The 21005-nt window shown below is 74.0% G+C and carries 17 protein-coding genes; 11 read left to right on the top strand and 6 right to left on the bottom strand.

Annotated elements, in window-relative coordinates; translation table 11 throughout:
• Positions 1 to 25: 25 nt before the first annotated feature.
• The 11 genes from ACZ518_RS35820 to ACZ518_RS35770 all read left to right on the top strand — a co-directional run bounded on the left by ACZ518_RS35820 (position 26) and on the right by ACZ518_RS35770 (position 14873).
• Positions 26 to 1123, top strand: a complete 1098-nt coding sequence (locus ACZ518_RS35820) for a saccharopine dehydrogenase (protein WP_469117219.1) — start codon at positions 26 to 28, stop codon at positions 1121 to 1123.
• Positions 1113 to 2306: a saccharopine dehydrogenase C-terminal domain-containing protein gene (locus ACZ518_RS35815; protein ID WP_469117218.1), complete on the top strand. Its 1194-nt coding sequence runs from the start codon at positions 1113 to 1115 to the stop codon at positions 2304 to 2306. Before ACZ518_RS35820 ends, ACZ518_RS35815 begins: the two co-directional genes overlap by 11 nt.
• 113 nt (positions 2307 to 2419) lie before the next feature.
• Positions 2420 to 3748: a lysine N(6)-hydroxylase/L-ornithine N(5)-oxygenase family protein gene (locus ACZ518_RS35810; protein WP_469117217.1), complete on the top strand. Its 1329-nt coding sequence runs from the start codon at positions 2420 to 2422 to the stop codon at positions 3746 to 3748.
• On the top strand, positions 3748 to 4977 hold the full coding sequence (locus tag ACZ518_RS35805; RefSeq protein WP_469117216.1) for an NAD(P)/FAD-dependent oxidoreductase: 1230 nt from the start codon (positions 3748 to 3750) through the stop codon (positions 4975 to 4977). Before ACZ518_RS35810 ends, ACZ518_RS35805 begins: the two co-directional genes overlap by 1 nt.
• Positions 4974 to 7265: a class I tRNA ligase family protein gene (locus tag ACZ518_RS35800; RefSeq protein ID WP_469117215.1), complete on the top strand. Its 2292-nt coding sequence runs from the start codon at positions 4974 to 4976 to the stop codon at positions 7263 to 7265. Before ACZ518_RS35805 ends, ACZ518_RS35800 begins: the two co-directional genes overlap by 4 nt.
• On the top strand, positions 7262 to 10552 hold the full coding sequence (locus tag ACZ518_RS35795) for a non-ribosomal peptide synthetase (protein WP_469117214.1): 3291 nt from the start codon (positions 7262 to 7264) through the stop codon (positions 10550 to 10552). Before ACZ518_RS35800 ends, ACZ518_RS35795 begins: the two co-directional genes overlap by 4 nt.
• 8 nt (positions 10553 to 10560) lie before the next feature.
• Positions 10561 to 12150 carry an AMP-binding protein gene (locus ACZ518_RS35790; protein WP_469117213.1) on the top strand — a complete coding sequence of 530 codons (1590 nt, stop codon included), beginning with the start codon at positions 10561 to 10563 and terminating at the stop codon, positions 12148 to 12150.
• Positions 12143 to 12430, top strand: coding sequence for an acyl carrier protein (locus ACZ518_RS35785; protein ID WP_469117212.1), 288 nt, complete (start codon positions 12143 to 12145; stop codon positions 12428 to 12430). Before ACZ518_RS35790 ends, ACZ518_RS35785 begins: the two co-directional genes overlap by 8 nt.
• A gap of 12 nt (positions 12431 to 12442) precedes the next feature.
• Positions 12443 to 13048 (top strand): GNAT family N-acetyltransferase, encoded by a 606-nt coding sequence (locus tag ACZ518_RS35780; protein WP_469117268.1) that lies wholly within the window; start codon positions 12443 to 12445, stop codon positions 13046 to 13048.
• Positions 13045 to 14109 carry a C45 family autoproteolytic acyltransferase/hydolase gene (locus tag ACZ518_RS35775; RefSeq protein WP_469117211.1) on the top strand — a complete coding sequence of 355 codons (1065 nt, stop codon included), beginning with the start codon at positions 13045 to 13047 and terminating at the stop codon, positions 14107 to 14109. The genes ACZ518_RS35780 and ACZ518_RS35775 overlap by 4 nt, the downstream gene beginning before the upstream one ends.
• 38 nt (positions 14110 to 14147) lie before the next feature.
• Entirely contained in the window at positions 14148 to 14873 is a 726-nt protein-coding gene (locus ACZ518_RS35770; RefSeq protein ID WP_469117210.1) for a 4'-phosphopantetheinyl transferase family protein, read from the top strand.
• On the opposite strand, the gene serS is transcribed toward ACZ518_RS35770, so the two are convergent.
• Genes serS through ACZ518_RS35740 form a run of 6 tightly spaced genes read right to left on the bottom strand, consistent with a single transcriptional unit; the run spans position 14860 to position 20937 of the window.
• Entirely contained in the window at positions 14860 to 16161 is a 1302-nt protein-coding gene (serS, locus tag ACZ518_RS35765) for a serine--tRNA ligase (protein WP_469117209.1), read from the bottom strand. The genes ACZ518_RS35770 and serS overlap by 14 nt on opposite strands.
• Before the next feature lie 9 nt (positions 16162 to 16170).
• Entirely contained in the window at positions 16171 to 17637 is a 1467-nt protein-coding gene (locus ACZ518_RS35760; protein ID WP_469117208.1) for an APC family permease, read from the bottom strand.
• A 4-nt stretch (positions 17638 to 17641) separates the two neighbouring features.
• The gene (locus ACZ518_RS35755; RefSeq protein ID WP_469117207.1) at positions 17642 to 18625 is read right to left on the bottom strand and encodes a ferritin family protein; all 984 of its coding nucleotides are present in this window, start codon (positions 18623 to 18625) and stop codon (positions 17642 to 17644) included.
• Entirely contained in the window at positions 18622 to 19215 is a 594-nt protein-coding gene (locus tag ACZ518_RS35750) for a flavin reductase family protein (RefSeq protein WP_469117206.1), read from the bottom strand. The genes ACZ518_RS35755 and ACZ518_RS35750 overlap by 4 nt, the downstream gene beginning before the upstream one ends.
• Positions 19212 to 19748: a hypothetical protein gene (locus ACZ518_RS35745; RefSeq protein WP_469117205.1), complete on the bottom strand. Its 537-nt coding sequence runs from the start codon at positions 19746 to 19748 to the stop codon at positions 19212 to 19214. The genes ACZ518_RS35750 and ACZ518_RS35745 overlap by 4 nt, the downstream gene beginning before the upstream one ends.
• 46 nt (positions 19749 to 19794) lie before the next feature.
• The gene (locus ACZ518_RS35740) at positions 19795 to 20937 is read right to left on the bottom strand and encodes an acyl-CoA dehydrogenase family protein (protein ID WP_469117204.1); all 1143 of its coding nucleotides are present in this window, start codon (positions 20935 to 20937) and stop codon (positions 19795 to 19797) included.
• Between the last annotated feature and the right edge of the window lie 68 nt (positions 20938 to 21005).

Raw genomic sequence — 21005 nt, 5'->3', positions numbered from 1 at the left:
GCCTTCAGACAGGACAAACCGCATCATGTCGGACAGCCTTCACCTCTGGATGCGTCACGAGGCCCGCCCCACCGAACGCCGGGCCCCCCTCACCCCCGAGGACGCCGCCCGCCTCGTCGAGGCCGGCATCCGCGTCACCGTCGAGGAGTCGGACCGCCGCGCCTTCCCGCTCACCGCCTACGCCGCCGCCGGCTGCGCCACCGCCCCCACCGCCTCCTGGCACGAGCAGGCCCCCGACGACGCGTACGTCCTCGGCCTCAAGGAACTCCCCGCCGGCCCCGACGCCCCCGCCCTGCGCCACCGGCACATCTACTTCGGCCACGCGTACAAGGGCCAGGCCGGCGCCCGCGAGCTGCTCGCCCGCTTCACCGCGGGCGGCGGAGCCCTGCTCGACATGGAGTACCTCACCGACGAAGCCGGCCGCCGCGTCGCCGCGTTCGGCTACTGGGCCGGCTACGTCGGCGCCGCCCTCGCCGTCCTGCACCACCGCGGCGCCCTCACCGCCCCGCTGGTCCCCACCGACCGCCCCGCCCTGGACGCCCTCCTCGCGGCCGGAGCCGCCGGGGCCGCCGGTGCCGTCGGCGCGGGCGCTCCCGACCCCACCACCGCCCTCGTCATCGGCGCCCTCGGCCGCTGCGGCCGAGGCGCCTGCGACGCCCTCGTCCGGGCCGGGCTGGAGCCCACCCGCTGGGACCTCGCCGAGACCCGGAACATCGACCGCCCCGCCCTCCTCCGCCACGACCTGCTGGTCAACACCGTCCTGACCACCACCCCCGTGCCGCCGTTCCTGACCAAGGCCGACCTCGACGACCCCGAGCGCCGGCTCTCCCTGGTCAGCGACGTCACCTGCGACGTCACCTCCGACTGCAACGTCCTGCCGGTCTACGACGAGACCACCACCTGGACCGAGCCCGTCCGCACCCTCCGCGAGGGCGAACGCCCCCTCGACCTCATCGCCATCGACAACCTCCCCTCCCTCCTCCCCGTGGAGGCCGCCACCGCCTTCTCCGCCGAACTCACCCCGCACCTGCTGCGGCTGGCCGGGTGGGACGGCGTCTGGGCCCGCGCCCTGCACACCTTCGAGGCGGCCGTGCAAGCCCAGGAGGCACCCCTTGACCACTGACCCGCAGCCCGCCGCGCCGGCCTCCGGCACCGTCCACTGGATAGGCACCGGCCTGTCCACCGGCCGCTCGGGCCTCTCCCTCGTCTGCGAACGCGCCCGCCGCGTGGTCCTGTGGGACCGCACCGCCGAACGCGCCGCCGCCCGCCTGGCCGCCCTCGGCCTGGCGGGCCGCGCCGAGGTCCGCGCCCTCGCCCCCGCCGCCCTGGCGGCGGAGACCGGCGCGGGCGACGTCCTCGTCTCCATGCTCCCGGCCGCCGAACACCCCGCGCTGCTGCGCCTGGCGGCCGGCCGCGGCGCCCACTTCGCCTGCACCAGCTACACCACCCCGGAGCTGGCCGAGCAGGCGCGGGAGGCCGCCGCGCGGGCCCGTACCGTCGTCCTCACCGAAGCCGGACTCGACCCCGGCATCGACCACCTGATGGCCCACGACCTGGTCGCCCGCGCCCGCGAGGCCGTCGGCCCCTCCCCGGCGACCGCCGTGTTCACCTCCTACTGCGGAGGCGTCCCGGCGGACCCGGGCCCCTTCCGCTACCGCTTCAGCTGGGCCCCGTACGGGGTCCTGGCCGCCCTCGGCACCCCCGCCCGGTACGTGACCGACGGCGCCGAGGCCACCGCCCCGCGCCCCTGGGAGGCCACCCGCACCCTGACCCTGGCCGGCGAGGAGTTCGAGGTCTACCCCAACCGGGACAGCCTCCCCTTCGTCGCCCAGTACGGCATCCCGTACTACTGGCACCTCGACACCTTCGTACGCGGCACCCTGCGCAACTCCGGCTGGCGCGCCGCCTGGCGGGAGGTCTTCGACACCGTCGCCGCCGGGGACGCCGGGGCCGTCCGGGAACTCGCCGCCGAACTCGCCGCCCGCCACCCCACCACCCCCGCCGACCGCGACCGCGTCGTGCTCTCCGTCTCCCTGGAGCTGCGCACCAGGGCGGGCGGGAGCTGGCGCGGATCGCGGCTGCTCGACCTCACCGGCGACCCCGCCGAATCCGCGATGGCCCGCTGCGTCTCCCTCCCCGTCGCCTACGGCGTCACCCGGATCCTGGCCGGCGCCCTCCCCGCCGGCCTGGCCCGCGCCGCCGAAAGCCCCCGCGAGGCCGGCCGCTGGCTGGCCTTCCTCGGCGCCCACGGGCTCGCCGGGACCCGCACCGAAACCGCCTTCACCGCCGCACGCATACCCGCCTGACCGCCGTACCGGCACCGCACCCGCGCGCGCACGGCCGACACGGCCCAGCGCTCCCACCCCACCCACCCCTCCCTCCTCACCTCACACACCGAATCGAACGAGAGGTTCCGACAATGGGGCACGAGAGCTTCCGGCCGGGCATCACGCACTTCCGCTGCGTGGGAGTCGGCGTGGGCCCGGCCAACCTCAGCCTGGCGTCCCTGCTGCACGGCAGGCCGGACGTACCCAATCTCTTCCTCGACCGCAAGGAGTCCTTCGGCTGGCACGACGGCCAGCAGATCCCCGGCAGCACCCTCCAGGTCTCCCAGTTCAAGGACCTGGTCAGCCTCGCCGACCCCGCCAACCCCTTCTCGTTCCTGTCGTACCTGCACGCCAAGGGACGCGTCTACCACTTCCTCAACGCCCAGTTCGACGACGTGCCCCGGCTGGAGTTCCGCAACTACCTGGCCTGGGCCAGCCGCCGCAACGAGAACGTCGTCTTCGGCGAGGGCGTCCGCGAGGTCGACTTCGACGACGGACTCGGCGTCTTCACCGTCCGCACCGACCGGCGCACCGTCACCGCCGACAACGTGGTGGCCGGCGTCGGCAGCCGCCCCTGGGTCCCGCCGCAGGGCGAACACCTGCTCGGCCCCACCCAGTTCCACGTGGCCGACTACGTCCACGCCGCGCGCGACGTCGGCGGCAAGCGGGTCGTGGTCATCGGCGGCGGCCAGTCCGGAGCCGAGGCCTTCCTCGACCTGATCTCCCGGAGCGGCTGGGAACTGCCCCGCCGGGTCTCGTGGATCTCCCGGCGGCAGAACTACTTCCCCATCGACGACTCGCCCTTCACCAACGACTACTACATGCCCAGCCACGCCGACTACTTCTACGGACTGCCCCGCGAGCGCCGCCAGTCGCTGAACTCCCGCAACGTCCTGACCAGCGACGGGATCTCCGAGTCCACGCTGCGCGAGATCTACCAGACCATCTACGTCCACCGGTTCGTCGACGGCAACGAGGACCTGGTCGCCCTGCACCCCGGCCGCGAGGTCCACGACGTCACCCCCGGCCCCTTCGGCGGCTGGGAGGTCTGCGCCCGCCACACCGGCGAGCCCGAGTCCGTGGAGAAGTTCGAGGCCGACGTCATCGTCTGGGCCACCGGCTACCGGCCCGCCGCCATGGACTTCCTCGCACCCCTCACCGGACGCCTGGAGCACGAGGGCGACGAACTGCGCGTCGACGAGGACTACGCCGTCCGCTGGGACGGACCCGCCGACCGCCGGATCTTCGTACAGAACGGGGTCCGCGGCCAGCGCGGCCTCGCCGACCCCAACCTCAGCCTCAACGCCTGGCGCAGCCGGCGCATCGCCGACCGGCTGTGCGGCGTACGCGGCGACGAGCAGCTCGCCTCCTTCATCGAATGGTCCTCGAAGGCCCCCCAGGAAGAACGGTGGACCGCCTGATGAACACGGACAGCACCCGCGCCTGCCGCACCCTCGCCACGGACCCGGCGGCCGCCCCCATACCCACCGACCCCACGGACCCGGCGGCCGCCCCCGTACCCACCGACCCCACCGACCCCGCCGTCTACCGCACCGCGGCACCCCGCAGCGGCGGCCCCGCCGGGGCCCGTACCGACGTCGCCGTCGTCGGCGCCGGCATCCTCGGCGTCCTCATCGCCCGCGAGATCCTCACCCGCGACCCCGCCGCCGACGTCACCGTCCTCGACCGCGACATGATCGGCTCCGGCGCCACCCGCCGCTCCGCCGGACTGCACTTCCCGCGCGGCGCCAACGACACCGTCCGCACCCTCGCCGCCGAGAGCGAGCGCTTCTACGCCGACCTCCACACCGCCCGCCCCGACCTGCCCATCCACCCCCTCGGCATGACCGTCCTCGCCCCCGAGGCCGCCGAGGACCGGCTCCGCGAGGCCTACCTCCCCGAGGCCAAGCTCCGCTGGACCACCGAACTGCCGCCCGCCGTAACCGAGCTGCCGCGGGACTTCGGGGCCTGGGAGGGCGACGGCTGCCAGTACGCGGACGTCCACGCCCTCACCCAGCTCCTCGCCGCCGAACTGCGCCCCGCGGTCTCCTTCCGCGAGGGCGTCGCCGTCGAGACCGTCGCCGCCGGCCCCGGCGGCGCCCGTCTCACCCTGACCGGCGGCGCCACCCTGACCGCCGGGCACGTGGTCATCGCCCCCGGTCCCTGGCTCGCCGAACCCGCCTGGCGGGACCTGGTCGCCCCGCTCGGAGCCCGCGTCAAGAAGATCGTCGCCCTGCACGTGGAAGTGCCCCCGGCCCCCGGCGACCGGGCCCTCGTCCTGCACCCCGAGGACGCCTTCCTGCTGCCCTTCCACCACCGCGGCCACTGGCTCTTCAGCTACACCTGCCAGGAGTGGGACGTCGACCCCGCCACCGTCGACCCTGCCCTCACCGCCGGCCACCTGCGCGAAGCCCGCGCCCTGCTCACCCGCTACGCCCCGGGCCTGGCCGCGCACTGCCGCTCCGGCCGGGTCTTCTGCGACGCGTACGGGCCCGAGGGCACGCCGCTGACCACCCGCCTCGACCCCTACGGCCGGCTCCTCTTCGCGGGCGCCGCCGGCGGCTCCGGCTACCGGCTGGCCCCGGCCCTCGCCGCCCGGGCCGCCGACCTGATCCCCTCCCTCCCGTCCCCGCGAAAGGCCACGACATGATCATCGCGAGTTATGACGCCGACGTCCTGGAGCAGGCGTTCGGCATCGACATGAGCGACGTGGAGGGCCTGGGCACCGGCGCCGGATGGGGCCGCATAGCCCCCGGCGGCGCCACCGACGGCCACCACCACGACGAGACCGAGCTGTTCGTCATCGTCTCCGGCCGCGGCGAGTTCGTCATCGACGGCGAGACCCACCCCGCCGCCCCCGGCACCGTCGTCCTCTTCGAACCCTTCGAGTCCCACGTCCTGCGGAACACCGGTCCGCGCGACACCGCCGGCGACGGCGGCGACCTCGTCTTCTTCACCCAGTACTGGCGCGACGCCGAACGGGCCATGGCCTCCGCCTCCGCCCCCGCCCGCGAGGGCTTCGGCGACCGTCCCGTCTTCGTCTTCTCCACCCCGCCCACCCCCAACGGCGACCTCCACCTCGGCCACCTCTGCGGCCCCTACCTCGGCGCCGACGCCTTCACCCGCTTCCAGCGCATGAACGGTGCCGAGGCCTACCACCTCACCGGCAGCGACGACTACCAGAGCTACGTGGTCGGCGCCGCCCGCGCCGACGGCCGCACCCCCGCCGAGACCGCCGCCCACTACAGCGCCGAGATCGCCGAAACCCTGCGGCTGATGGACATACCCGTCGACCAGTACACCGTCACCGACCAGGACCCCGGCTACCGCGAAGGCCTGAAGGACTTCTTCACCAAGGTCGCCGCCTCCGGCAGGGTGTCCGTCGCCGGGCACGACGCCCTCTTCGACGCCGGGACCGGCCGCTACCTGTACGAGGCCGACGTCAAGGGCGGCTGCCCCGGCTGCGCCAACGACACCTCCGGCAACATCTGCGAGGAGTGCGGCGAGCCCAACACCGTCGCCGACCTCACCGAGCCCCGCTCCGCCGCCCCGGCGGCCCCGGTGCGCGGCACAGCCGCCCGCTGGACCCTGCCCCTGCACACCTTCTCCGGCGAGGTCCGCGAGCACCACGGGCTGGGCCGCGTACCGGCCCGGCTGCGCGAGCTGGCCGACCGGGTCTTCGCCCGCCCGAGCCTCGACATCCCCCTCACCCACCCCTCCGGCTGGGGCGTCGAACCGCGCGAGGACGACACCGACGGGCAGGTCATCTGGGTCTGGCCCGAGATGAGCTACGGGTTCCTGCACGGCATCCAATCACTGGGCGCCCGCATCGGCCGCCCCTGGCAGGCCGCCGCCCCCGCCCCCGACTGGAAGATCGTCCACTTCTTCGGCTACGACAACAGCTTCTACCACTCGGTCCTCTACCCCGTCCTCTACCGGCTCGCCTTCCCCGGCTGGACCCCCGACATCGACTACCACGTCAACGAGTTCTACCTGCTGGACGGCGAGAAGTTCTCCACCAGCCGCCGCCACGCCGTCTGGGGCAAGGAGATCCTCACCCCCGACACCGTCGACGCCGTCCGCTGGTTCCTCGCCGCCACCCGCCCCGAAGGCCGGCGCACCGACTTCCGCCGCGCCGCGTACGAGGCCGCCCTCGACGACACCCTCATCGGCACCTGGCAGCAGTGGCTCACCGACCTCGGCGCCCGCACCGCCAAGCACCACGCCGGCCGCGCCCCCGACGCCGGGAACTGGACCCCCGAGCACACCGCCTTCCTGGCCCGGCTCGGCACCCGCCTCACCGCCGTCACCGCCGCCCTCGGCAAGGACGCCTTCTCCCTCAACCAGGCCGCCGCCGAACTCGACGGCATCGTCCACGACACCGTCCGCTTCGCCCGCGCCGAGAGCCTCCTCACCGACACCCCCGGCTGGGAGGACGAGAACCGCACCGCCATCGCCCTCGAACTCGCCGCCGCCCGCCTCCTCGCGCACGCCGCCGCCCCCGTCATGCCCCGCTTCGCCGCCCGCCTCGCCGCCGCCCTCGGCCAGGACGCCCCGCGCACGTGGCCGCGTACCGTCGAACTCCTCGCACCCGGCACCGCGATCGCCCTCGCCGACGCCGTCTTCTTCCGGCCCGCCCCCGACGCGGGCGTCACCCCCGACGCCGACCCCGCCCTCACCCCCTGGCTCACCCGGATCGCCCGCACCGCGCTGCGCCTCGGCGAGGACGAGCAGATCGCCCACCGCACCCTCACCCAGCTCGCGGCCGGCTCCCTCCAGGCCGTCACCGTCCAGTACCAGATCCTCGACGCACTCGACGTCGACCTCTCCATGGACGAACTCCTGCACGGCGGCACCCTCGCCGAACTCGCCGCCGTCATCGCCGAGCGCGCCGAGCCCTCCGCCGTCGCCGCCCTGACCTCGGGGGAGGCCCGATGAACACCCGCCAGATCCTGCGCGAGATAGCCGAGCGAGGACTGTCCGTCGCCCTCGCCGACGGAGACCTGCGCCTCCAGGGCAACCGCGAACGGATGGACACCGAGTTCATCTCCCGCGTCAAGGCCGCCAAGCCCGCCCTCGTCGCCCACCTCGCCCGCGAGGCCGAACACGGCCCCGGCTTCCCCCTCACCCCCCTCCAGCGCAGCTACTACCTGGGCCGCAGCGGGGTCTTCGAGATCGGCGACGTCTCCAGCCACGTCTTCCACGAGATCGAGGGCGACTGGGACCTCGACCGCCTCCAGAGCTCCCTCGACACCGTCGTCGCCGCCCACAGCGCCCTGCGCTCCCGCTTCCTCTCCGACGAACGCCAGGCCACCGAACACGGCGACGCCGCCTCCCCGCGCATCGGCGTCCTCGACCTGCGCGCCCACAGCCCCCGCCAGCAGGAACTGATCCGCACCGAACTGCGCGAGATGCGCTCCCACCAGGTGCTGCCCGCCGACCAGGCCCCGCTGCTCACCGTCGACGCCACCATCCTCGACGACGACAAGATGGTCCTCCACGTCGGCCACGACGGGCTCGTCATGGACGGGATCAGCATGTTCCTGTTCTTCCGGGCCTGGTGGCACGCCTACCAGAACCCCGCCGCCGAGGTACACGAGGAACTCCCCTACGAGGACTACCTCGCTGCCCTGGAAGCCGCCCGCGACCGGGCCCCCGCCCGCCGCTCCCGCGCATACTGGACGGCCCGCGCCGACGACCTCGCCCCCCACCCCGACCTGCCGCTGCGCACCAGCCCCGCCGCCCTGTCCGGCACCCGCTTCACCCAGCGCGCCGTCCGCCTCGACCGCGCCGCCTGGACCGCCCTGAAGGAACGCGCCGCCGGCCACGGCCTGACCCCCTCCGCGCTGCTCCTCGCCGCGTACGCCGAGACCCTCGCCACCTGGGGCGCCGGCGAGCGCTTCACCCTCACCACCACCGTCGCCAACCGGCCGCCCGTCCACCCCCGGGTCTTCGAGGCCATCGGCCAGTTCTCCGACACCCTCCTCGTCGAGGCCGAGATCGACCGCTCGCTGCCCTTCGCCGCCCGCGCCCAGGCGCTCCAGACCCGCCTGCACACCGACATCGACCACCGGCACCACTCCGGCATCGAGGTCCTCAAGGAACTGGCCCGCCGGCGCGGCGGCATCGCCGGGGCCCGCATGCCGTTCACCTTCAACAGCGCCATCGGACACGTCAGCAGCGAGGTCGACGGCTCCGCGCTGGAACTCTTCGGCAAGGAGGTCTTCTCCGTCAGCCAGACCCCGCAGGTGTGGCTCAACGCCTTCGCGATGGAGCAGCACGGCGAACTCGTCGTCCAGCTCGACGGCATCGACGAACTCTTCTGCGAAGGCCTCCTCGACGACCTCGCCCACGGCTACGAGCGCCTGCTCACCGCCCTCGCCGACGAGGACGCCTGGCAGCGCCACTCCTTCGACCTGCTGCCGCCCGCCCAGCGCGCACGCCGCGCCGCCGCCAACGACACCGCCGTCGAACTCCCCGGGGAGATGCTCGGCGACGCCTTCGCCGCCCAGGCCGCCCGCACCCCCGCCGCCCCCGCCGTCCTCACCGCGGACCGCACCGTCAGCTACGGCGAACTCCTGCACCGGGCCGCCACCGCCGCCACCTGGCTGCGCGAACAGGGCGTCGGCCGCGGCGAACTCGTCGGCCTCGTCATGCGGCGCGGACCCGAGCAGATCGTCGGCATCCTCGCCACCGTCCTCGCCGGGGCCGCGTACCTGCCCGTGGACGCCGGCCTGCCCGCCGCCCGGCAGGAGTACATGCTCGCCGACGGGCAGGTGCGCTGCGTCCTGACCAACACCGGCTGGACCTCCACCGGCTCCATGGCCGCCTTCGACCTCACCCGGCCCTGCTCCGGCCGCGCCGAACTCCCCGACCGGCTCCCCGGATCCAGCCCCGACGACCTCGCGTACGTCCTCTACACCTCCGGCACCACCGGCGCCCCCAAGGGCGTCATGGTCACCCACCGCAACGTCACCAACGTCGTCGCCGACTGCCAGGACCGCTTCGGGATCACCCCCGAGGACCGGTTCATGGCCGTCAGCGCCTTCAACTTCGACCTGTCCGTGTGGGACGTCTTCGGAGCCCTCTCGGCAGGGGCCGCCCTGGTCATGCCCGACCACGACCGGGCCGTCGACCCCGCCCACTGGCTGGAGCTGTGCTGGCTCTACCAGGTCAGCGTCTGGAACTCCGTCCCCGCCATCGTCGGCCTGCTCCACGGCCAGGCCCGCGCCGACGGCGACGTACCGCCCGGCCTGCGGCTCGTCATGATGAGCGGCGACCGGCTCCCGCCCGCCCTGCCCGCGCAGCTGCGCGAGATGATGCCCGGCCTGGAGGTGGTCTCCCTCGGCGGCCCGACCGAGACCACCATCTGGAACATCCTGCACCCCGTCGGCGAGGACGAGGACGGCACCGACTCCATCCCGTACGGCCGCCCCAACGCCAACAACCGCGCCTACGTCCTGGACCGCGACGGCCTCGACGCCCCCGACTGGGTCACCGGAGAGATCACCGCCGCCGGCACGGGCCTCGCCCGCGGCTACTGGGGCGACCCCGAGCGCACCGCCGAGCGGTTCTACGAGGACCCCGAGCGCGGCGAACGCATGTACCGCACCGGTGACCTCGGGCGTTACCTGCCCGACGGGAACATCCAGATCCTCGGCCGCACCGACTTCCAGATCAAGATCAACGGCTACCGGATCGAAGCCGGCGAGGTCGAGACCCGCCTCGCCGCCCTCGCCGAGGTCTCGCGCGCCGTCGTCGCCGCCCAGGGCAACCGGCTCATCGCCCACCTCGTCCCCTCCGGCGGCCACCGCCCGCCCCTGACCGAACTCCGCCAGGCCCTGCGCGCCGACCTGCCGGACTACATGCTCCCGGCGGCCGTCCTCTGGCACGAGGAGCTCCCGCTCACCAGGAACGGCAAGGTGGACCGTACGCGGCTGGCCGCGCTCGGCGCCGAAGAGGGCGCGGCGCGGGAGAGCGGTGGCAACGCCCCCGCCACCCAGGCCGAGAAGATCCTCTGCGACATCTGGTCCACCGTCCTGCGCCGCCCCGACATCGGCGCCCTCGACACCCTCGCCTCCCTCGGTGGCGACTCCATCGCGGCCGCCCGCATCCTCACCGCCGCCCGCAAGCGCTTCGGGGTCACCATCACCCTCGACCAGTTCTCCGAGATGGACACCGTCCGCGCCATGGCCACCGCCCTCATGCCGGCGGCCGACCGATGACCCCGGCGGTGCCCCGTCAGGGGCGCGGGGAACCGCGCGACCAGCCACAGCCGGCCGGCAGCCGACAGACGACCGTCCCCGACACGATCCGGCGGATCACCAGCCAGGTGCCCCGGGGCGGCCACCTCCACGTAGCCCGCCTGGAAGGCACCCGCACCGTCACCCTGCGCGAGCTCCACGACCGATCCGGCCGTCTCGCCCGCCACCTGCGCGAGCGCTACGGCATCGGCCGGGGCGACCGTATCGGCATCCTCGCCGCCAACAGCCTCGAATGGGTGCTGCTCGACCTCGCCGCCCTGCGCCTCGGCGCACAGACCGCCGGCCTGGAGCCCGGCAAGTTCACCCCGTCCACCGAACTCATCGACGGCTACGGCCTCCACCTGCTCTGCACCGACCAGGACACCGGCGCAGTCCCCGACACCCTCCCCATGGCCGGACTGTGGGAGCTGACCGGTCCCGGCGACGACCCCGACACCCCGCTGCCGCCCGTCACCTGGGGCGCCCAGGACGTCACCACCATCAAGTTCACCTCCGGCAGCACCGGGATCCCCAAGGGCCTCGGCGCCACCGCCGGCAGCATCGACAGCTCCCTCCGGGCCGTCCAGGAGATCTTCGAACACACCCCGGACGACCACCTCTTCGTCTTCCTGCCCCTCTCCCTCCTCCAGCAGCGCTACTGGGTGTACTCCGCCCTCCTCCACGGCCACGACGTCACCATCACCACCTACGAGGCCGCCTTCGCCACCCTGCGCCGCGTCCGCCCCACCGTCGTCATGGGCGTACCGGCCTTCTACGAGAGCGCCCGCCGCCAGGTCGAGGCCCGGCTGCGCCGCACCCCCGACCGGACACCCGCGGAGGTCGCCCGGACCCTCTTCGGGGACCGGATCCGCTACCTGTGGACCGGCTCCGCCCCCGCCTCGCCCGCCGTACTGGGCTTCTTCAACGACACCGCCGGCCTGCCGCTCTACGAGGGCTACGGCCTCAACGAGACCTGCATCGTCACCAAGAACCACCCCGGCGCCCACCGCGAGGGCAGCGTCGGACGGCCCGTACGCGGCAAGGAGGTGCTGATCGGCGACGACGGCGTCATCAGCGTCCGCAGCACCCATCCCGTCAACAACCACTACGAGTACGCCCGCCCCGGCGACTCCGAGAAGGTCTTCTCGCCCGACGGGACCGTCCGCACCGGCGACCTCGGCCACCTCGACGAGGACGGCTTCCTCTTCGTGCACGGCCGCGCCGACGACGTCATCGTCCTCGACAACGGCAAGAAGGTCATCGTCCGCCCCATCGAGGAACTCATGCGGGCCGACCCGGCGATCGCCGAATGCGTCCTGTTCAGCCCCACCCAGACCGACCTCGTCGCCGTGGTCTCCCCGGCCGCCCGCCCCGCCGACCGCCGGGCCATCGCCGCCCGCCTCGCCGCCGTCAACGCCGCCACCACCCCCGACGAGCGGATCAGCCGCGTCGTCGTCGCCGATCCGCCGTTCAGCATCGAAGGCGGCCTGCTGACCTCCCAGTACAAGCCGAAGCGCCCCGACATCCGGGCCGCCTACCACTCACCGCTGCACACCCAGGAGGCCGGAATCCATGCCTGACACGACCGACACCCTCGCGGCGATCGAGGCCGCGGCCCGCGACCAGCTCTCCCTCGTCCTGGTCCCCGAGGTCGAACCCGGGGCCATAGACCCCGGCGCCGACATGGTCTCCGCCTACGGACTGACCTCCCTCAACAAGGTCCTCTTCCTCACCGAGGTCTGCGAGGAGACCGGCGTCGACCTCGCCCACTTCACCGAACACGACCTCGCCGACATGAAGACCCTGCGCGACGTGACCGCCGCCCTCGCCCGCCACCACGCCACCACCACCGGAGTCTGAACCATGAGCGCCCTGAGCTGGACCGAGCACGCCGCCGCCGTCCTGGAGAACGACCGGGTCCGCCTCACCCCCGTCACCGAGGCCGACCGAGAGGGCGTCCGGGCGGTGGCCATGGACCCCGACATCTGGCGCTACTTCGTCGCCGCCGTCGGCACCGACGCCGACTTCGAGGCCTTCTTCGACGCCTGCCTCGCCGACCACGCCGCCGGCCGCCGCGCCGTCTGGACCATCACCGACAAGGACAGCGGCCGCATCGCCGGCAGCATGAGCTTCGGCAACATGGCCGAGGCGGACCGCCGCCTGGAGATCGGCTGGTCCTGGCTCGGCCGCGACTTCCGCGGCCGCGGCGTCAACCACTGGGCCAAGGCCCTGCTGCTGGAGCACGCCTTCGAGGTGCTCGGCGCCGAACGCGCCGAGTTCAAGACGGACGTGCTCAACACCCAGGCCCGGCGCGGCCTCGCCAACATCGGGGCCACCGAGGAAGGCGTCCTGCGCAGCTTCAACTACATGCCCGGCGGCCGCCGCCGCGACGCCGTCTACTACAGCGTCCTGCGCTCCGAATGGCCCGCCGTCCGCGCCCTCCTCGCGCACGGCCCCAAGAAGGCCGTACCGGCATGAACGAGGACACCGCCGACCCCGGCATCGCCCGAATACGGGCGTCCGGCACCCCCTGGGAGATCGGCCGCGCCCACGGCGCGGCCCTGGCCGCGCCCCTGCGGGCCTTCCTCGACGACGGCCTCGCCCGCCTGGGGCACCTCGTCGACCGGCCCCTGACCCTGCCCGCCCTGCTGCCCTCGATCGCCGCCCACCGCGACGCGGTCGAGGCCGCCCTGCCCGACCTCGCCGAGGAAGTCGCCGGGCTCGCCGACGGGGCCCGGATCAGCGAGGACGAGGCCTGGCTGCTCCAGCTGCGCCGCGAACTCACCGGCTACTCGAAGATCCGGTCCGGCGGCGACTGCACCACGTACGCCCGAACCGGACCCGGCAGCCCGCCCGTCCTCGCCCAGACCGTCGACCTCAGCGGCGACCTCGACACCCACATCGCCGTCCTGGAGACCGCCCGCGCCGGCTCCGCCCGGCGCTCGCTCGTGCTCAGCTTCGCCGGACTCCTCGGCTACCTCGGCGTCAACAGCGACGGCCTCGCCGTCGGGATCAACCTGGTCCTCGGCGGCACCTGGCGCCCCGGAGTCCCCCCGTACCTGGCGGTCCGCCACCTCCTCGACACGGCCGCCACCGCCGAACAGGCCCTGAAGGTCCTCGCCGACCTGCCGCTGTCCAGCTCCCGCTCCCTCATGCTCTGCGACCACGAGCGGGTCCTGTACGCCGAACACCTCGACGGCGACCTGCGCGTCACCGAGGCCGCCCCCGGCGCCCTCGCCCACACCAACCACTACCTCCACCCGGACTTCGTGCCCGCCGACGAGCTGAACGTCTTCGCCCGCAACTCCTCGCGCCGCCGCCTCGCCGCCGCCCGCGAGGGGATCGCCGCCCTCCCCGGCGACGCGGACGCCGAGGACCACTTCGCGCTGCTCGCACGGCCCCCCGTACGCGTCCCCGACCGGGGCGACATCCGCGCCGAACGCACGGTCGCCGCGGCCGTCCTGTTCCCGGCGGCCGGGCGGCTCCACCTCCGGCCGGGCGACCCCGCGCGCTCCCGCACGAGGGTGTTCACCCTGTAGCCCCACGGCAGGGACAGGGATGTGTCCGAGAAAGGAGCATGATGGACGCATGGCTGGTCGACCTCGACCAGGTCGCCCCCACCGAGATCACCGCGCGCTATCCCGAGGGCCTCACCGAGGACGAACTGCGGCGCGGCGCCGAGTTCGTCCACGCGCGTGCGGCCCACCGCTTCTACCGCGCCCGGCTCACCGTCCGCCGCCTGCTGGCCGAACGCCTCGGGCTCGACGCGCACGACCTGCGCATCCACTACGACCCCGCCGGCAAGCCCTACCTGCCCGACCAGCCCGGCACCCACGTCAGCTGGTCCCGCTCCGACGGACTGCTCCTGCTCGGCGCCACCGAGACCGGACCCATCGGGGTGGACGTCGAACTGGTCCGCCCGGCCTCCAGCAGCCTCGACGTGCTCACCTTCATCTACCCGGGGGTCCCGGACGGGGTCGGCCCCGAGACCTTCTTCCACGCCTGGACCCTGCTGGAGGCCGCGGTCAAGGCCACCGGGCGCGGCCTGACCGACGGCGCCCGCGAAGTCGACCTGGCCTTCGGCCCGGACGGCTCCGTCGGCCTGCGCGGGATCACCGGCCACGGCGCGCTGCCCTGGCACGGCCACACCGCGCTCCAGCCGACCCGGCAGGACTGCCCGTGGGCGATGACCGCGTTCGTCTCCCGGGAACTGCCCCCGGTCACGGTCCTGACCTGGCCGGACCGGGCCGGCGACGCCGTACGGCCGCCGGCCCGGGCCCCCTCCGGGCTCACTCCGCGCTGACCACCGGCGAACCGTCGGGGGCGATCGCCGAGAAGCCGGTGTACGGAACCAGCGCGGGCGGCACGGCCACCGAGCCGTCCGCGCGCTGGTACTGCTCCAGGACCGCCACGAGCGTCCGCCCCACCGGCAGCGCCGAACCGTTCAGCGTCGCCGCGAACCGCTTGCGCCCGTCCCGGTCGCGGACCTTGATGCCGGCCCGGCGGCCCTGGAAGTCCCCGCAGTCGGAGCAGGAGGAGATCTCCCGGTACGTGCCCTGCCCCGGCAGCCACACCTCGATGTCGTAGGTGCGCCGCGCGGCGAACCCGAGGTCCCCGGCCCGCAGTTCCACCACCCGGTGGGCCAGTCCCAGCCGCCGCAGCGCCGTCTCCGCGTGCCCGGTCAGCAGCTCCAGCTCCGCCGCCGAGTCCTCCGGCCGGCAGATCCGCACCAGCTCCACCTTCTCGAACTGGTGCAGCCGCACCAGCCCCCGCGTGTCCCGGCCGTACGAGCCGGCCTCCGCCCGGTAGCAGGGCGTGCACGCGGTCAGCGCCAGCGGCAGTCCGTCCTCCCGCAGGGTCTCCCCCCGGTACAGGTTCACCAGCGGCACCTCGGCGGTCGGGATCAGCAGCAGGTCCCGGTCGGCGGCGTTCGTCAGGAACAGGTCGTCCTCGAACTTGGGCAGCTGCCCGGTACCCGTCATCGTCTCCCGGGTCACCAGGTGCGGCAGCCCGTGCTCGGTGTACCCGTGCTCGGTGGTGTGCAGGTCCAGCAGGAACGCGGCCAGGGCCCGTTCCAGCCGGGCCCCCGCCCCCCGGGTCACGGCGAACCGGGACCCCGACAGCCTGGCGGCGCGCACCTGGTCCAGGATCCCCAGCCGGGTCCCGATGTCCACGTGGTCGCGCGGGGTGAACTCGAACCCCGGGACCTCTCCCCAGGTCCGCCGCACCACCGGCGGGTCCTGCTCGGTCCCGTCGGGCACGTCCGGGTGGGGCCGGTTGGGCACCGCCAGCAGCAGCGCGGCGAGCCCCTCCTCCGCCTCCCGGAGCTCCTCCGACACCGACCGCAGGCGTTCCCTGGCCGCCGCCGCCCGGGCCCGCGCCGCGTCGTCGGGCCGACGGCGTCCACCGGGGGCTTCGCCGGGGGCTTCCCTGGCCGAGCGGTTCTGCTCGGCCCGCAGCTTGTCCCGCTCGGCGATGAGCCGGGCGCGCCGTTCGGTCAGGTCGCGCAGGGCGGCCCGGTCCAGGACGTGTCCGCGGCGGGCCAGATCGGCCCCGGACGCCTCCTGGAGCAGCGTGTGCGGGTCGTGCATGACGTCTCCTCAGTCCTCGTCGGTGACGTGCGCGGTGGCGATGGCCCGGTACCGGTCCGGCCGGCGGGCCCGCAGCCGCCGGGCGCGGCCGAGCCCGCCCAGGGCGGCGGCCGCCATCAGCCACGGGATCCGGTTCACCCAGGGCGAGGTGCTCCCGGTGACCAGCGCGAAGTTGTCCAGCAGCAGCCAGAGCGCCCCCACCAGCCCGGCCAGGGCCAGTACGGGAGCCAGCCGGGTCCGCCACCAGTGCGCCCCGGGGTGCCGGCGGAAGAAGACCAGCACCGCCACGGCCACCGCGGCCTGGAGGGCGACGATCCCGACCGTGCCCAGCGCCAGCATCGTGGTGGCCAGATTGGTGTACGGATGCGCCCCCGCCAGCGCGAACACGGCGCACACGGCGGCCGTGGCCACCGACAGCACCACGCTCGCCCGGTGCGGGGAGCCGTGCCGGGGGTGCACCCGGGCCAGCGGGCCCGGCAGCACCCGCTCCCGGCCCAGGACGAACAGGTACCGGTTCGCGGCGGTGTGCAGCCCGAGCAGCGCCCCGAACAGGCTGGTGCACAGCAGCACCTGCATCACGCCCGTCGCGAAGGTGCCCAGGTAGTCGTCCGACAGGTGGAAGAACAGGTCGCCCAGCTCCCTGCCGGCGGTGTCCGCCACCCGGTCCGCGCCGACCGCCCCGACCGCCGCCCAGCTCATCAGCGCGAAGAAGACGGTGATCAGCACGACGGAGGCGTACGTGGCGACGGGCACGCTCCGCTTCGGGTCGCGGCTCTCCTCGCCGTACAGCGCGGCCGCCTCGAAGCCCACGTACGAGATCAGCGCGAACATCAGCGCCACCCCGAGCCCCGGGGCCAGTACCGTCTCCGGCCGGAACGCGGCCGCGGGCAGGGTGTCCGTCCCGTGCCGCACCCCGATGGCCAGCGCCAGCAGGCCCAGCACCGCCACCTCGGCGACCATCAGCACCGCCAGCAGCCGGGCGCTCAGGTCGATCCGCCGGTAGCCCATCACCGCCGTCAGGGCGAGCGCCCCGCCCGTCCACACCGGCCACGGCACCGGCAGCCCGTGGGCGGCGGAGACCAGTTCGGCGAAGTACCCGAAGGCCCCCGCCACCCCGGCGACGGCCGCCGTGTACGCGAGGACGGCCGTCAGCCCGGCCGCGACGGCCGGCGGCCGCCCGAGCCCCTGCCCGACGTACGTGTAGAAGCCGCCCGCGCCGACCACGTGCCGGCTCATCGCCGCGTACCCGACGGAGAAGCACAGCAGGATCAGCCCGGCCAGGGCGAAGGTCGCGGGCACCCCCGCGCCGTTGCCGATGGCGTAGGCGAGGGGCACCGAGCCGACCACCCCGGACATCGGGGCCGCCGCCGCGACCACCAGGAAGACGATCCGGGGGGTCGTCAGCGTCCGCCGGAGCCCGGGCGCGGCGGAGGCGGGGGTCCGTGCGTCCCCTCTGACGGGGATCGTGGAGGTCACCGGATCACCTCGGGTGGTTGCGGATGATGTCGACGGCCTCCGGGACACCCATGTACGGCAGCCGCACCTCGGCCATGTCGTCGGTCCACTGCTCGGCGAGGTCGTAGCGCTGCTTGGGCGTGGTCTCCAGCAGCCGGCAGCCGGGGAACACCTCGTAGTCCTTCAGCAGTTCGGCGTGCGCGAACATGCCCTGCTGGAACAGCTCCTCGCGCTCCAGCACGAACTCCTCCGACGGCAGCTCGTCCCACAGCCGCCGGCCGCGCCGGATCAGCTCGATCAGCCGCGGCCGGTACGAGGGGTTGCGCGCCAGGTGCTCGCGGACGATCGAGCTGCCCACGGTCAGGTGCCGGATCTCGTCGATGGACGCGCCGCGCGCGATCTCCGCGGCGGCCGGGTCCAGCAGGGTCCACTTGCGCTCGCTGAGCTCGGCGGCGGGCGCCAGCACCCCCTCGATGACGATGGTGAACACCGCGACCGCGCCGATGAAGTCGCCCTCGTCACGCACCACGCCCGTGGCGAACTCGGCGATCGGGTTCAGCACCCGGCGGGTGTAGTCGGCGCCCTGCTCCTTGATGAACCCCAGCAGCCCCGCCGCGGGCACCCCCAGGTCCACCAGGTGCTTGCGGAAGATCATCGCGTGCCGGGCCTCGTCGACCACCTGGGTGGTGAAGAACTCCTGCTCCACCACCCCCGGTGCGCCGATCACGTAGTGGGACAGCACGTCCACCGCCCGGGACTCGGCCAGCGACCGGTTGCCCAGCTCCAGCACGAGCGCCTGCCGCAGCGGCCCGTCCTCCTTCATGTGCGCCGGCGTCCCGGCGTCGTGCCCGGCCTCCGCCCGCCCGCGCAGGGTCCCCTGCGCGACGGCCGACAGCCAGTAGCCCAGATCGCACTCCTCGGCGGTCAGGGTCATCTCCTGCGCCCCGTCGAGCAGGTTGGGCGCGCGGTCCCAGTCGGCCTCTACGGGGATCTGCGGAAGGGTGGTCATGACGCAACCTCACTGGGGGAAGCGGGAACGGAGACGGAAGCGGCGGGGGTGACGCAGGCGCTGTGCATGCGGCCGGCGAAGCTGAGCATCGGGGAGTCGACGGTGTGCGAGCCGCCCGTGACCTCGGCGAGGAGCATGTCGTGGTCCCCGACCTGGTGCCAGCCCAGCACCCGGCACGCCATGTGGGCCAGGCTCCCGCCGATCAGCGGGGCGCCGGTGAGCGGGTCGGTGGTCCAGTCGAAGCCCTCGAACTGGGCGTCGCCGAGCGGGCGGGAGGGGTTGGCGAAGCGGCGGGCCACGTCCTGCTGCGCCGAGCCGAGCACGTTCACCGAGAAGCGGCCCGCCCGGCGGACCATCCCCGCGAAGGTGGAGGTGGGCCGCAGGCACGCGCCGAGGACCAGCGGGTCCCGCGACAGGGTGACCACGGCGCTGGCGGTGGTGCCGTGCCGGACGCCGTCACGGCTGACGGTCAGCACCGTCACGCTCGACGCCAGCCGGCGCAGCGCCAGCCGGGCCGCGTCCGGGTCCTCGTACCCCTCGGCGGCCACCGAGGGGCTGCGGTCCGTCAGCCAGGCCGGGTAGCGGCTCACCGGTGCGCCCCGACGGCCGGGGCCGCGGCGGTGGCGGCGATCGTCGCGGGGTGGTCCTCGTACGGCAGCGGGACCGGGCCCCCGGTCGCCGAGCGGCGCTTCAGCATGGCCGTCAGCTGGTGCACCAGCGGCGTGTCCTCCGGCTCGAAGGGCAGCCCGAACGGCTTCAGGAAGTTCCCGAAGACGCCCCGGTCGCCGAACACGTGGAAGGGCAGCGCCAGCAGCGCCCACTCCGGCCCGATCAGCCACATCCACAGCAGGCCCACGGCGGCCACGCTGAGCAGGCTGTGCATCGAGTTGTAGAGCACGTAGTACGCCTTGTGGATCCGGCCGTCCTCGCTGCGCCGGTAGGCGATCGCGCCCGGGATGTAGCCGAGCAGGTCGATGTACAGGAACAGGCCGATCGCCGCGAACCAGTTGATGTCCGTGAAGTGCCACAGGATGAACCCGATCGTCACGGCGAACGCGACCAGGTACTCCAGGCGGTGCAGGTTGAAGGTGACCGGTGACTCCACCGGGTTCTTGATGTCCATGAGGGGCGTCCTTCCGACGGGCCTGGCTGCGTGGTGCTGTGGGGGGTCAGGACAGCCGCAGCGGACCGCCGGCGAACCAGCCGGCCAGCTCCGCGGCGACGCTCGCGCGCGACGGCGGGTGGAAGGCCAGGGCGCGCACCGCCGAGGACAGGTACGCCACGTCGGCGGAGCGGATGAAGGCCATCCCGCCGAGCATCTCCACGGCCTGGTCGACGGTCCGCGCCAGCAGGTCCTGCACCGCGTAGCGGGCGGTGAGCACCGCCGCGACCGCCTCGTCGCCCTCCGTGCCGTCCTCCAGGGACCGGGCCGCGCCCTCCACCAGCGCCACCGCCGCCTCCAGCCCCACCGCGAGCTGCGCGCGCTCCGGGGCGCTGCCGCGGCCGCCGTCCAGCACCTGGGCGACCAGCGCGGACGCGGCCCCCACGTACGAGGAGGTGGCCAGCAGCTCGAACCAGGTGAACCCGGCCGTCTGGAGGTCGTCGAGCCGTTCGGCGTCCTCGGGCGTGCTGTGGATGACCAGGTCCTGCGGCACCTCCACGTCGGTCAGCCGGACCTCGTCGCTCTGCGATGCCGCGAGGACCGGCGTGGCCCAGAACGGCCGGGTCTCGATCCCGGGGGAGGAGGCGGGGATCAGCATCAGCGCCAGCGAGGAGCGCCCGTCGTCGTGCGCCACCATCACGCTCGCCGTCAGCACGTCCATCGAACGCGACAGGCTGCACGGCTTCTTCGACCCGTTGACCAGGTAGCCGCCGCCCGGGGCGCGGTCGGCCACCACCGCCGGCGCCAGGATGTTCTGGTCGGTACGGCCCTCCGCCCAGCCGGACGCCAGCAGCAGCCCGTCGGAGGCCACCGCCGACATCAGCTTCAGCTGGGCCGGGGTGAGCCGGTCCGCGACCTCCGCCAGCCGGAACAGCATCGCCACCGTGAAGTGGTGCATCACCGTGGCCACGCCCAGCGAGGGCGAGGCCGCGGCGACCGCCCGCTGCACCCGCACCGCCTGGAGCGCGGAGGCGGCCGCGCCGCCGTACGCGGCCGGTACGAGCAGCCCGGGACCGCCGTGCTCGCGGTACAGCTCCAGCACCGGGCTGTCCGTGCCCTCCCGGGCCATGAGCGGCAGCTCTTCGAGTGCGTCGAGAAGGCCTGCGTGGAATTGCTCGCAGACCCCGCGCGCTGTCGTCAGGGAACGCATCGCCGTGTTCTCCTCGGGCTGTCTCGGAATTTCGTTCCGGACCGGCGGGGATTCCCCGTGATCCGAAA

The organism is Streptomyces sp. NPDC033966, from assembly GCF_055575955.1.
This window is presented reverse-complemented; position numbering and strand designations above follow the sequence as displayed.

Coding starts and splice junctions, on each gene's coding strand:
- ACZ518_RS35820 (WP_469117219.1), top strand. CDS start 26: ATGTCGGACAGCCTTCACCTCTGGATGCGTCACGAGGCCCGCCCCACC.
- ACZ518_RS35810 (WP_469117217.1), top strand. CDS start 2,420: ATGGGGCACGAGAGCTTCCGGCCGGGCATCACGCACTTCCGCTGCGTG.
- ACZ518_RS35805 (WP_469117216.1), top strand. CDS start 3,748: ATGAACACGGACAGCACCCGCGCCTGCCGCACCCTCGCCACGGACCCG.
- ACZ518_RS35800 (WP_469117215.1), top strand. CDS start 4,974: ATGATCATCGCGAGTTATGACGCCGACGTCCTGGAGCAGGCGTTCGGC.
- ACZ518_RS35795 (WP_469117214.1), top strand. CDS start 7,262: ATGAACACCCGCCAGATCCTGCGCGAGATAGCCGAGCGAGGACTGTCC.
- ACZ518_RS35785 (WP_469117212.1), top strand. CDS start 12,143: ATGCCTGACACGACCGACACCCTCGCGGCGATCGAGGCCGCGGCCCGC.
- ACZ518_RS35775 (WP_469117211.1), top strand. CDS start 13,045: ATGAACGAGGACACCGCCGACCCCGGCATCGCCCGAATACGGGCGTCC.
- ACZ518_RS35770 (WP_469117210.1), top strand. CDS start 14,148: ATGATGGACGCATGGCTGGTCGACCTCGACCAGGTCGCCCCCACCGAG.
- serS (WP_469117209.1), bottom strand. CDS start 16,161: ATGCACGACCCGCACACGCTGCTCCAGGAGGCGTCCGGGGCCGATCTG.
- ACZ518_RS35755 (WP_469117207.1), bottom strand. CDS start 18,625: ATGACCACCCTTCCGCAGATCCCCGTAGAGGCCGACTGGGACCGCGCG.
- ACZ518_RS35745 (WP_469117205.1), bottom strand. CDS start 19,748: ATGGACATCAAGAACCCGGTGGAGTCACCGGTCACCTTCAACCTGCAC.
- ACZ518_RS35740 (WP_469117204.1), bottom strand. CDS start 20,937: ATGCGTTCCCTGACGACAGCGCGCGGGGTCTGCGAGCAATTCCACGCA.